The organism is Streptomyces sp. SID10853, from assembly GCF_010548145.1.
Lineage (GTDB): Bacteria > Actinomycetota > Actinomycetes > Streptomycetales > Streptomycetaceae > Streptomyces.
Genome location: NZ_JAAGLN010000055.1, coordinates 23,275 through 34,732, shown reverse-complemented (window position 1 = coordinate 34,732; position 11,458 = coordinate 23,275). Strand labels below are relative to the sequence as shown.

The following is an 11,458-nucleotide window of genomic DNA, read 5'->3' as shown; positions in this document are numbered from 1 at the left end:
GCCCCCTCGGAGCCGGAGCCGGAGCTGGAGCCGGCCGCCGCCGTGGCCGAGGCCGTACCACCGTCCCCGAAGCGGGTGGCCGCGCCCGCCGGCCCGCTCGCCGACCGGGTCCGTGGCCGCGTCGAGGAGGAACTCGCCGCACATGAAGGGGACATGGAGGCGGCACGGACCGCGCTCGTCAAGTCGGCGGTTCCGGATGTGATGGCGCTGTTCGCCGCCTCACGGGTCGGCGGCCGCTACGAGCACTCGGAATTCCCGCCGACGGCGGCGATCCTCACGAAGGCGCGCCAGAAAGGCGCGGACCAGGTCTGGGAAGCCCGCCCGAAATGGCGCTCCGAGGAATTGCACCGCGCCGCACGCGGCGGCCATGTGACCCTCGAAGTGACCGCCCTGGACATGAACGCCGCCTACCTCAGCGCGCTCAAAACATGGCTGCCGATCGGGAAACTCGTGCACTCCGAAGGCGAGCATCATGACGCGAAGCGCTCCGGCATCCACCGGATCACCCCGGCCGCCTGGGAGCAGCCGGACCTGCCCTCACCGCTCGGCGCACGCAAGGAGCCGGGGGATCTGTGGGTCACCGAACCCACGCTCCGCCTCCTGCTGCGCTGCGCGAGACTCGGCTACTGCGACGCACCCGTCATCCACGAGTCATGGACATCCGGCGCCTCCGAAGGACTCCTGGAAAAGATGCGCCGCGCACTCGCCGAAGTACGCAAGGAAGCCATTTCCAAAAATGACGAAGTAGCCCTGGAATACGTGAAATCCATGTATTCTAAGTTCGTGTCCACTATCGGCGAGTCCAGTGCGAACCGGGAGATCCGGCGCCCCGACTGGATGCACATCATCCGCTCCCAGGCATTCGCGAACCTGTGGCTGAAAGCGCATAAAGCCCACACGTCCGGGCTGACGGTCGTTCAGATGTCGGGCACCGACGAACTGCACGTCGCCGGAGACTGGCAAACGGTGTTCCCGGAAGGCCGCGACCTGACCCAGGTCAAAGCGAAGACCCTCTACACACTGGGGGAGTGACCCGTGTCCGGCGGAGCGACCGACCTGTGGGGCCAGTGGCAGAAACACGGCGCCCAGGGACTGAGCGGCGCGCAGGCGCTCGCCGCCGAGCTGGACCGCATCACCCGCGAGGGCGCCATCGCCTCACCCGTCACCACCAACCGCGGCCTCTCCGCCCGCCTGCGCTACCTCAACACCCGCCCTGGCCGCCACGTCCTCGCCCAACACGGCATCAGCACCCGCCTGCTGCGCTCCTGGCAGCGCGGAGCGCACCCCAGCCGCCCCAAGCTCGAAGCCGTCGACAGGGCGTATCAGGAACGCCGCAAGGACAACCTGGTCCGCTCCGGGGCGCTCAAGCGGCTGCTCGACAACGAAGGGCGCGGCCGCCGGATCGAGATCTACCCCGTCGACCAGACCACCGTCCCCGAGCAGTACCGCCGGCCGAACCTCAGCGAGCGCTCGGTTCAGGCACGTTACGTCTGGGACGACATGGTCGACGCCTGGGGCAAGGGCGACACGGGCACCCTGGACGAGATCTGGGACGACATCATCACCGACCTCGACTCCGACTACGCGGCATACGCCTACGTCGGAGCCATCGGCATCGGCGCCTGAACACCACACCCGCACCCGTCAGATGCTCTGCCCCGAGCGGGCCGGGGGCTGCGGCTGCGCGGACGACCGCACCGGCTCGCGGAGAGATGAACGCACGGGTGAGGGCTCCCGGTGGGCCAGGCGTCGCCCGGGTGCGGGGCGGCACGGTCAGGGTCAGTGGTGTGCTCTGCGCACATCGATGTGCCTTTTGTGAGGTCCCCAATACTTCCCTACGGTGGGGCTACGCACTATTCGTAACCAAGCGTAGGAGTGATATGCCGGTCCAGCGTCTCAATCACGCCGTGCTCTACGTCCGCGATGTCGAACGCAGCGTCGCCTTCTATACCGACCTGTTGAACTTCCGCACCGTCTTCCGCTTCCACGCCGACGGCGGCAAGGTGCTCGAGGGCGCGTTCTTGCAGGCCGAGGAGTCGACCAATGACCACGACTTGGCCTTCCTCCAGATCGAGGGCCCGGTTCCCCCGCAGGGCCCGGGCCGACGCCCCGGACTCGCGCACCTGGCATGGGAGGTGAACACCCTGGCGGAACTCCAGCGGATCCGCGGCGAACTGCTGCAGAAGGGCGCACTGGCCTACGACACCGATCACGGCACCACCAAGTCGCTGTACGCCAACGACCCGGACGGCCTGGAGTTCGAAGTGTGCTGGCTGGTGCCCGCCGACAGGACGAACGAGGTGAACCCCGTGGCCTTCGCGCCACTCGACCTGGACGCGGTCATCGCGCAATTCGGCGCCGACCTCCCGGGCGGGACAGGAATCTCCGCTCCGGCCGGCCACCGAGCCACCGGCTGACCTTCGATGTCTGGGCGGACGTGCTGTGCCCATGGTGCTCCCCGGGCGGGCGGCCGCTGGACACGACCAACCGTCGCCCTCCTTCCCGTACGCGGCGCACATCGACCCGAGGGCCCGCGCGATCTGCCACGGCGGCCGGGACCGGATCCTTCGGGCGTACCACGAGGGGCGGGGGGATCAACTCGCCGGTGCTGTCTCGTTCCTGATGCCGTTGAAGGCGACGAGGACGGAGGCTGACGGCCCGGCGCGCCTGGCTTCATCGGCGAGTCGTGGACGTCATGTCCGCGGGTCCGGGAGACATCCGGACCGCCGGATACGTGAGCTTCGTTCGGTGGAGTCCATGAAGCTCAGTATCCGGCGGTTGATCTCGTCCGCGTGGTCGATCTGGGGTCCGTGGCCGGTGTCGGGGACGACCCCGGCCCGGTGAAAGCGGCGAGCGGAGGAGCGGCCGATGCCCAAGCGTGTGGACCACGCGGTGCGGCGTACCGAGATCGCCGAGGCGCTCCTTCGGGTTGCGGCGCGACGCGGGTTGCACGCTGTGGGTATGCGCGATGTGGCAGCGGAGGCGGGCGTCTCGCTGCGGCTGGTGCAGTACTACTTCGAGACCAAGGAGAAGCTGCTGCTCTACGGGCTGCAGCATCTGACCGAGAGGTTCGGGGAGCGGGTCACCGCCCGTGTCCGGGCCGCCGGCCGTGATCCGGGACCGCGTGCCGTGATCGAGGCGATGCTGACGGCGGCATTGCCGGTCGACGCGGAGAGCCGCGTCTTCCACCTCGTCTACACCTCATACGCCGTTCTGTCCGTCACCGACAAGGTGCTCGCGGCCCAGCCCTTCCTCACGGACCCCGATGCCGCCGAGAGCGCCCTCGTCGCTCTCCTCCGGGAGGCGGAGGACGACGGTCTCATCCGGCCTGGGGTGGACGCGGATCTGGAAGCTGTCAGCCTGCTCGCCATGTCCGCGGGACTCGGCACCAGCATCCTGGTCGGCCGGCGCAGCCCCGAGTCGGCCGCCACCGTCATGAACCACCACCTCAACCGGATCTTCCGGGGCAGCCCTGCCGACGCGGCTGTACGAGTCCGGTGCGATGAGCTTGCGGGAGATCACGAAGGAGACCGGGCTCAACCGCCGCACGGTGAACGGCAGGCCCCGCAGCCGGGTGGTGGACGAGGCCGCGCCGTTGACCGACGCGATGTTCGTCCACTTCGGCGGGGCCCCCGTGACGGCCGTCCACGACCGCACCAGGACCGTCGTACGCCGGTGTTTTCCAGGTGGGACCCAGACATCGGCCTCCCCGTCACTTCCAGTACGACGGCGCACCCGGAGCTGACGCACTCCTGGGCGCGGCTGCGCGGCCGCACATCCTCGACACGCTCGGCGGCAGACGCTGACAACGACGGTTCTTTCCCGGTGCCGCACCGCACGGTCCAGGCTCGGCTGTCCGCCGCCCGCTCAACGGCCGATTCGCCACCCCATCCCACCCATGACCCCAACCCCGCCCGCACAGCGGGCAGTTCAGGCGTACGCATCACTGTCGTTGTGACCTCCAGGCGACTCGACGGGCAGGCATGACAGCGGCACGGGATCCGGAGAGCACGTCCGGCTCCGACGCCCGTCCCCTTGAGGCGCATACGGTGGCGTGAGTTTCCGTTGGCCCCATCCGAAGGAGTTCTATGCCCGACCTCTCCGCCGCGCAGTCTGTCGTTCTCCACCACCTTGAGCAGGGCCGGGGAGAGGGGCTGGTATTGGTCCACGGAGTGGCCGGCTCCATCGCCGGCAGCTGGGGAAGCCTGCCGGAGTATCTCGCTGAGCACCATCGCGTCATCGCCATCGACAACCCCGGCTCAGGCCACAGCCCGCTCCCCGGTGCTCCGCTTCAATTGGACGTGCTCGCCGACAGCATCGCCGCGACAGCCGAGCGCGCCGGTCTCCATCGCTACACCGTCGTCGGCTATTCGATGGGCGGTGCCATCGCCGTGCGGCACGCCACCCGGCACCCCGCCCGCACCGCCGCGCTCGTGCTGGTCGCCGGATTCGCCCGGCCCGACTGCCGGCTGCAGCTGGCGCTGCGCAACTGGCGGGATCTGCTGGAGGCCGATCCTCGGGTGCTCGGTCGTTACCTCATGCAGCTCTCGTGCGGCCCGGCCGCCCTGGCCCAGCTGGACAGCAGGGATCTCGACCGGATCGCGCAGGAGACGGCCGCCGGGCTGGCGCCGGGCACACGGCACCACATCGACCTCGCGCTCGATCTCGATGTCCGCGCCGACCTCGGGCGCATCGATGCGCCCACTCTCGTCGTCGCCGCGTCCGAGGACATTCTCGTTGCCCCCAGCCATTCCGACGAACTCGCCCAGGGCATCAGGGGAAGCCGCCTTGTCCGCGTACCGGCCGGACACGACGCGCCCACGGAGCAGCCCGCTGCCATCGCCGCCCACATCCGCGCACTCACCCGGTGTTGACCGGCCGCCCCGCATGCGCCGATACGGGACTCGCCCGATGCGGTGCGCCATCTCATGCGGTTCCGGGGCGAGTTGGGGCGCAAGCGCTGGAGCGTCACGGTGCCGCCGGCTGACAGCGGGGCCATCAGCCGGCGGAGCGCGATCCGAAGTCGCCCGGCTCGTGACGGAAGGCGCGGCGGTAGGCGCCGGGGGAGACCCCTACGGCGGCCCGCAGGTGCTGGCGCAGAGTCGTACCGGACCCGAAGCCGGCGTCGCCGGCCACCTGGTCGATGGGCAGGTCAGTGGTTTCGAGTAAGTGGCGGGCGCGGGCGATGCGCTGCTGGAGGACCCACTGAGCCGGGCTCAGGCCGGTTTCGTCGCGGAACCGGCGGGTGAAGGTACGTACGCTCGTTCGCCCGTGCCGGGCGAGGTCGGGGAGGGCCAGGGGCTCGGCGAGGTGGTCCAGAATCCATTGCCGGGTCGGTCCTGTGGTGCTGCCGGTCGCCTCGGGGACGGGCGTCTCGACGACCTGGGCCTGGTTGCCCTCTCGCCAGGGAGGCACCACGCAGCTTCTGCTGGCGCGGTTGGCCACTTCGCTGCCGTGGTCACGGCGAACGATGTGCAGGCACAGATCGAGTCCGGCGGCGCCGCCTGCGGAGCTCAGGACGGTGTCGTCATCGACGTAGAGGACGTCGGGCAGCAGTTCCACGTCGGGGAAGAGCGAACGGAAGTGCTGCGTGTAGGACCAGTGGGTGGTGGCCGGGCGGTGGTCGAGGAGACCTGTTGCGGCGAGGACGAATGACCCTGTGCAGATGGTGACCATGCGGGTGTCGTCCGCTGCGGCAGTCAAAGCGTGGGCCAGGGCCGGCTGGAGGGTCCCGTCCCGGATGGCGGACGAGCCGTTGGGCGTGGGGATGACGACGGTGTCGGCCCAGACCAGGGAGTCCTCGCCGTACGCGGGGTGAATCCGGTAACCGGCGTCAGTGCTGACTGGCGCGCCGTCCAGCGTGCAGGTGATGACCTCGTACAGGGAACGGCCGGCGCTGTCCTTGGCGGCGGCGAAGACCCGTTCGGCGATGCCCAGATCAAAGGGGGTCACCTCCTCCAGGGCGAGGACGGCGACACGGTGGGGTTGCAGAGACTCTGCTGGCATGACCCAGATCCTTCATTTTTTGGCCCGGCATTACTCGCGGGCGCAGTGAGAGATGCGGCAGTGTTCTTAGCGAGGCGAACACCACGGCGCGTCGGTACACAAAGTGGAGGTCGGACAGGCTTTTACCGAGGGTTCATCGGAACCTCATCAGAATGCAGGTCAGATGGCTGGGATTCGCTCCTTGGCGACCACAGGGGCCACCGAGGTGACGCTCACGCTCCGCGCGAGAGGCGCAGTGGAGACTCGGCGTCTTTTCATTGAATCCTGGACGGAAGACGTGCCTGATATGCGGTGCAGGCCAAGCGCCCCCGCCGCACAGGGGAGTGGGCGGCCCGCAAGCTGCCGCCGGAGCTTCCGTGGCTGCGTCGAGTGGTGCATTCCCCCGCCCCTTCTCGTCCGGCATTCCAGGCGCGGCCGCTGTGCCGGCGCCCGGATGACCAACGACCGTAGCAACACATTCGAAGACTGACCAGGCCGTTCAGAGCCAGTGCTGAATCGGTGCTGAATCAGTGCTGTGTGCGCACTTCCAGTGAAAGGGAGGAATCCTCGCCATATGTCCAGTTATTTGCGGGCGATGAAAAAGGCCGTAGCCGGCGACCCGGACGCCGTGTTCGTGTTCCTCTGCAATTTCGAGGTGGAGCGGAATTGGGCGCAGGATTACGTGGGGCTGCCCGGGCCACAGCTGTCCGGATCGGACGAAACTGTTCAGCGCATGGAAGAACTTGGAGCACTGCTCGGCGCGGAGAGCGATTTCCTGCTGGTGCAAAAACCCCTCGACTCTTCATTCCGCGATTACGCCGCAGCCATCGGACTGACGCCGCCGACCGAGCTGATACCTGAAAACCGCCCCGAAGGCGCAGGAACTGCCGCCGCCGTCCTCTCCTCGCCCCACCTCCTCACCCGGTTGCGGGAACTGGCGGACGGCGGGGCCTACCTCATGCCCATGGGAACCTCGGCAGAGGAACAGAAAATAGCCGAAGAAACCGGGCTGCGCCTGGCGAGCGCCGGGTCGGATATCGCCGAAAAGGTCAACAGCAAGATCTACAGCCGCCGGATCACCGACGAACTGGGCCTGCGGAGCATCGCCGGCCGGTGCTGCGAGAACGCCGGGGAACTGGCCGACGCCTTGACCTGGGGGCTCACGGACTCCCCTGCCGTCATCGTCAAGGAGGCATACGGCGTCTCCGGACGCGGCCTCATCGTCATCGACAGCCCGAAGAAGGCGGACCGGCTGCTGCGGATGGTGCAGCGCCGCGCCGCACAGTCGGGCTCGGACCGAATCGACGTCGTCGTCGAGCGCTTCCTCAAGAAAAAGGCCGACCTCAACTACCAGTTCGTCATCGGCCGTGACGGCTCGGTGTACTTCGACTTCGTGAAGGAAGCCCTCACGGAGAACGGTGTGCACAAGGGGCACCTGATGCCCGCCGGACTGACCTCAGCGCAGTCCACGGAGATCGAACAAGCCGCCTACGCCATCGGTGCCCGGCTGTTCGCCGACGGGTTCTTCGGTGTCGTCGGCGTGGACGCCATCCTGGGCGCCGACGACCTCGTCTACCCCGTGCTGGAGATCAACGCGCGCCTGAACATGTCCAGTTACCAGGGCCACGCCATCGACATGCTCGCGCCCCACGGCGGCACCGTGCTGGCCAAGCACTACCCGCTGCAACTGGACCGGCCCCTGGCGTTCGAGGACATCCGCGCAGTACTCGGCCCGTACGACGGCCTCGACGAGAACACCACCGGTGTCGTCATCAACTGCTTCGGCACCGTCAACGCACAGGCCCGGGTCTCCCCAGCCGGCTTCGACGGCCGGCTCTACACCCTGCTCTTCGCCCCCGACAAGGAACGACTGCTGCAACTCGACACGGCAGCCACCGCACGGCTGGCCCGCCTCAGCACCAAGGAAGGCGCCGCACGATGACCGAAACCCAGACCTCACACACCCCTACAGCTCCCGGCACGGAGCGACACTTCCAGGGCGTGCCCGTCTCCGAGATCGCTGAGACCTTCGGCACCCCCACCTACATCTACGACACCGACACCCTGCGCCACAGCTATCAGCACCTGCGAGACCTCCTCCCGCCCGCGGTCGACATCTTCTACTCGCTGAAAGCCAACCCGAACATCAGCATCTGTGGCTACCTCCACTCGCTCGGCGCCGGAGCGGAACTGTCCTCCCGGGCCGAGCTGGAGACCGCCCTGCGGGCCGGCGTCGCCCCGCACGACATCATCTTCCTCGGCCCCGGCAAGACCACCGAGGACCTCCAGGCATGCCTGGACGCCGGCATACACGCCGTCGTCTGCGAATCCCTGGAAGAACTGCACCAGTTGGACCGGCTCGCCGCCGAACAGCAACTGACAGACGTGCGAGCCATACTGCGGGTCAACCCCGACTTCCATACCAAGGGATCAGGACTGGCCATGGGCGGCAAGCCCCGCCAGTTCGGCATCGACGCCGACATCCTGCGCTCCGCCGCCCCCGAGATCGCCCGACTTCGCACCGTACGAGTCAGCGGCCTCCACGCCTACATGGGCACTCGCTTCCTCAACCACAGCGACATCGTGCACAACACAGCGCAGATCCTCACCACTGCCGAACAGCTCAGCGCGGACCTCGGCATCGCCCTGGAGACGCTCGACTTCGGCGGCGGCCTGGGCATCGCGTACTTCGACAACGAGAAGGACCTGGACCTGGAGGCTTTGACGGCCGGGCTGGGCGAGGTCATCGCCCCCTTCGCCGCCCGCCACCCGCAGTGCCGCCTGATCATGGAGCTCGGCCGCTACCTCACCGCACCGGCCGGCACCTATGTCACCCGCGCCCTGTACGTAAAGGAATCCCTCGGGGAAGAGTTCGTAGTGGCCGACGGCGGGACCAACCACCACATGGCCGCCGTCGGCATCGGAAGCTTCGTCAAGCGGAACTTCCCGGTCACCTCGCTCACGCACTACCACGCCCCGGCCACCCGGCAGTACACGCTGGCCGGCCCGCTGTGCACCCCCAACGATGTCATCGCCAAGCGCGCCACCCTGCCACCGGTCCAGGCCGGCGACCTCATCGGCGTCGAACGCTCGGGCGCGTACGGCCCAAGCGCCTCACCGGTGAACTTCCTCAGCCACGGCCACCCGGCCGAGGTGATGGTCCACGGCGGCACCGCCCACCTCATCCGCCGCCGCGCCACCCTCGAGGACCTGCTCGAACCCCAGCACCTGATCAGCCTTTGACAGCGCCGTGAGCCGGATCACCGCACCCGGCACGACCACGGCCCCACACATCCCCCTCCGGACGACACCACCCACACGAAGGAGCAGCCACCATGCAGCGCACCGACGCCGTCACAGCCATCGAGACCGCCCTCACCGAGGTCCTGGACCGTGAGGTGACCGGCACTCAGCAGAGCACCCGCCTCTTCGAGGACCTGCACCTCGACTCCACCTCCGTCCTCGAACTGCTGATGTCCCTGGAGGACTCGGCAGGCATCGAGGTCGACCCGGAAGAGATCGACGCCGACGACTTCCGGACGATCGCCACCCTCACCGACTTCGTACTCGCCGCGACGGGAACCCCGGCCGGCACACCGGCCGCGGCCGCCGCCCACTGAAGCGGAAGAACACCATGGCAACCCTGACCGCCACCCACCACGTGCTGGCCCCGTCCCGGCGCCCTGTCCCCGACATCCCGGGCCTGGCCGAATACCACGCCGACCTGTTGCGTCCGTACGGCACGGACCTGGATGAAGAGCGGTGGACAACCGGGCCCCAAGTCGGCTTCCCCGACCTGGCAGACGGTCTCCTCGACACACACAGGGCCGACGCCGCCCCGGCCCCCGACCTGATCATCGTCGCCTACGCCCTCCCCGATCTGCACCCCTTCATCACTACGGCCTCCTACATCAACCACCACTTCGGTGACCAGGCCAGGAGCTTCGCCGTCTCCGAACAAGGGCTGCTCGCTCCCTTCACGGCCCTGCAGATCGTCTCGGCCTACCAGCGCAGCGGCCGCAGCAGGCGCGCCGTCATCGCGGTGCTGGAACAAACCACGCTGCCCGCGTACGACCCGCTCGTGCACGACGCCGGACTGATCGACTCCGGTGTGCTTCTGAGCCTTGACGCTGACGGCGGAGGCCTCCCGCACGTCCTGCGCGCCGGCACCGAAGGCCAGACCCTCGGCGCCCTGCATACGCTGCTGGACGCTCCCGAGCACGGCGCCACTCTGCTCGTCACCAGCGAACGGACCGAACTGCCCCCGGCCACCAAGGCGGACATCCACCGCACCCGCCCCGACACCTACTGCACCGGAGTATGGCTCGAACTGAGCAACCGGCTGCCGCAGTGGCGCCGCCAGTACGAAACACTCGTCCTGCATGACGTCGACCCGCGCTCGGGAGCCCGCGCCACCGCCGTCATCGATCTGACAGGACGGCGCACCTCGTGGTGAGCGCCCCGGCCGTCCGGCCGGCCTCCACCGAGGCCGAAGAAACCACCTCCGCGCAGGCGGCCGGGCCGGCCTCCGCCATGCCCGGCATCGGCATCGACCTGCTGTACCTCGATGAGCTGGACGCACTGCTCCAACGCCCCTGGGTCCTCGGCTACCTCTACGCCGAAGCCGAACTACGGCATGCCGACACCCTCACCGGCGAGCGCAGGCGTGACTTCCTCGCAGGCCGCTTCGCCGCCAAAGAAGCCGTCCTCAAAGTCCTCAACTGCGGTCTGTTCGGCGAGGTGTTGCCCCGGCACATCGAAGTACACCGCACCGCCTCCGGCCGCCCCGACCTGCATCTGGCCGACAGCGCGCGCCACCGCAGCAACGCCCTGGGACTGGCGGGCATCACCGTCACTCTCACCCACAAGAGAGACGTGGTCCTGGCCCTGGCCCTCGGCCTACCGAAAAGGAGCCTCACCCCGTGACGCCCCCCTCCCGCACCGCCCCGGCCTCCCGCACCGCCACCAGCGCACTCCCGCCGGACGGCCTGAGCGCGACCCTGCGCGTACGGATCAGCGCAGGCGACGTGCACTACGGCGGAGACCTCGTCCCCGGGGCCCGCGTCCTGGAACTGTTCGGCGACGTCGCCACCGAGCTGACCATCCGCACCGACAACGACGAAGGGCTGCTGACGGGCTACACCGACGTCAACTTCACCGCCCCTGTGCACGCCGGTGACTTCCTGGAAGTGACAGGCACCCTCCAGCGCCACACCCGCCTGCGCCGCACCATCGCCTTCGAAGCCCGCAAGGTCATCGCCGCCCGGTACCAGGACGGCACGAGCAGCGCGGCCGTCCTGAGCGAATCCCAGGTGGTCTGCCGGGCCACCGGCACAAGCGTCGTCCCCATGGCCAAGGCACAAGCCGCACGCCACACCGGGTGAAAGCCGCACGCCACACCGGGTGAAAGCGGCCCGGCCCACCGGCCTGCGGCCGGGCGCCGCTCTGCAGAACCAACCGACCAGGAACCGCT

General features: G+C 68.6%; 11 protein-coding genes and 1 pseudogene. 11 read left to right on the top strand and 1 reads right to left on the bottom strand.

Annotated elements, in window-relative coordinates; genetic code table 11:
- From G3I19_RS13875 to G3I19_RS13855, 5 genes and pseudogenes are all read left to right on the top strand, one after another.
- Positions 1–1,032: hypothetical protein (locus tag G3I19_RS13875; RefSeq protein WP_239074304.1), on the top strand; the 1,032-nt coding region annotated here is incomplete at its 5' end.
- A gap of 3 nt (positions 1,033–1,035) precedes the next feature.
- Positions 1,036–1,626 (top strand): hypothetical protein, encoded by a 591-nt coding sequence (locus G3I19_RS13870; protein WP_164263723.1) that lies wholly within the window; start codon positions 1,036–1,038, stop codon positions 1,624–1,626.
- Between the two features lie 254 nt (positions 1,627–1,880).
- Positions 1,881–2,417 carry a VOC family protein gene (locus tag G3I19_RS13865; protein ID WP_164263721.1) on the top strand — a complete coding sequence of 179 codons (537 nt, stop codon included), beginning with the start codon at positions 1,881–1,883 and terminating at the stop codon, positions 2,415–2,417.
- A gap of 451 nt (positions 2,418–2,868) precedes the next feature.
- Positions 2,869–3,465 (top strand): annotated as a pseudogene (locus G3I19_RS13860) (TetR/AcrR family transcriptional regulator); the annotation flags it as partial.
- A 623-nt stretch (positions 3,466–4,088) separates the two neighbouring features.
- Complete coding sequence (locus tag G3I19_RS13855) at positions 4,089–4,874, top strand: alpha/beta hydrolase (RefSeq protein WP_164263719.1); 786 nt, start codon at positions 4,089–4,091, stop codon at positions 4,872–4,874.
- 124 nt (positions 4,875–4,998) lie between these two features.
- On the opposite strand, the gene G3I19_RS13850 is transcribed toward G3I19_RS13855, so the two are convergent.
- Complete coding sequence (locus G3I19_RS13850; protein ID WP_164263717.1) at positions 4,999–6,006, bottom strand: helix-turn-helix domain-containing protein; 1,008 nt, start codon at positions 6,004–6,006, stop codon at positions 4,999–5,001.
- A gap of 712 nt (positions 6,007–6,718) precedes the next feature.
- Here G3I19_RS13850 and G3I19_RS13845 point away from each other — a divergent pair.
- The 6 genes from G3I19_RS13845 (at position 6,719) to G3I19_RS37500 (ending at position 11,369) form a co-directional block, all read left to right on the top strand.
- On the top strand, positions 6,719–7,927 hold the full coding sequence (locus G3I19_RS13845) for an ATP-grasp domain-containing protein (RefSeq protein ID WP_239074303.1): 1,209 nt from the start codon (positions 6,719–6,721) through the stop codon (positions 7,925–7,927).
- Positions 7,924–9,228 (top strand): type III PLP-dependent enzyme, encoded by a 1,305-nt coding sequence (locus tag G3I19_RS13840; RefSeq protein ID WP_164263714.1) that lies wholly within the window; start codon positions 7,924–7,926, stop codon positions 9,226–9,228. Before G3I19_RS13845 ends, G3I19_RS13840 begins: the two co-directional genes overlap by 4 nt.
- Before the next feature lie 92 nt (positions 9,229–9,320).
- A complete protein-coding gene (locus G3I19_RS13835) occupies positions 9,321–9,605 on the top strand; it encodes a phosphopantetheine-binding protein (RefSeq protein ID WP_164263711.1) in 285 nt (94 codons plus the stop codon).
- Between the two features lie 14 nt (positions 9,606–9,619).
- Positions 9,620–10,441 (top strand): hypothetical protein, encoded by an 822-nt coding sequence (locus G3I19_RS13830; protein WP_164263709.1) that lies wholly within the window; start codon positions 9,620–9,622, stop codon positions 10,439–10,441.
- Positions 10,435–10,911 carry a 4'-phosphopantetheinyl transferase superfamily protein gene (locus G3I19_RS37505; RefSeq protein ID WP_343235095.1) on the top strand — a complete coding sequence of 159 codons (477 nt, stop codon included), beginning with the start codon at positions 10,435–10,437 and terminating at the stop codon, positions 10,909–10,911. Before G3I19_RS13830 ends, G3I19_RS37505 begins: the two co-directional genes overlap by 7 nt.
- The gene (locus G3I19_RS37500) at positions 10,908–11,369 is read left to right on the top strand and encodes a hotdog fold domain-containing protein (protein WP_343235094.1); all 462 of its coding nucleotides are present in this window, start codon (positions 10,908–10,910) and stop codon (positions 11,367–11,369) included. Before G3I19_RS37505 ends, G3I19_RS37500 begins: the two co-directional genes overlap by 4 nt.
- Positions 11,370–11,458: the final 89 nt, after the last annotated feature.